A 236-nucleotide genomic window follows, 5' to 3' on the forward strand; every position below is an offset into this window, starting at 1 on the left:
GACCTGGAAATCGCAGAACTCAAGAAGCAGAAGCTAAGGCTGAAAGAGGAAATAACGCGACTATCCGTCAACGCCTAATCTGACGAAACGTCGCGCAGATCAATCAGATCGTGTTTGCGGGCAAGGTCCGCAACACTATTGGTTTGTTCTGTCAGCCAGTCGCGGAAGGCGACGATCTGGGGTCGATGTTCGGCCCCTTTCAAACAAATGATACGATAGTTCGCAATGGTTTTCAG

Annotated in this window: 1 protein-coding gene; it reads left to right on the top strand. The window is 50.0% G+C overall.

From position 1 onward, the window contains the following. Nucleotides 1–3 precede the first annotated feature (3 nt). The gene (locus tag NXS07_RS22130) at nucleotides 4–78 is read left to right on the top strand and encodes a DUF465 domain-containing protein (RefSeq protein ID WP_368859266.1); all 75 of its coding nucleotides are present in this window, start codon (nucleotides 4–6) and stop codon (nucleotides 76–78) included. Nucleotides 79–236 lie beyond the last annotated feature (158 nt).

The organism is Xenorhabdus bovienii (assembly GCF_024721015.1).
GTDB classification, from domain to species: Bacteria; Pseudomonadota; Gammaproteobacteria; order Enterobacterales; family Enterobacteriaceae; genus Xenorhabdus; species Xenorhabdus bovienii.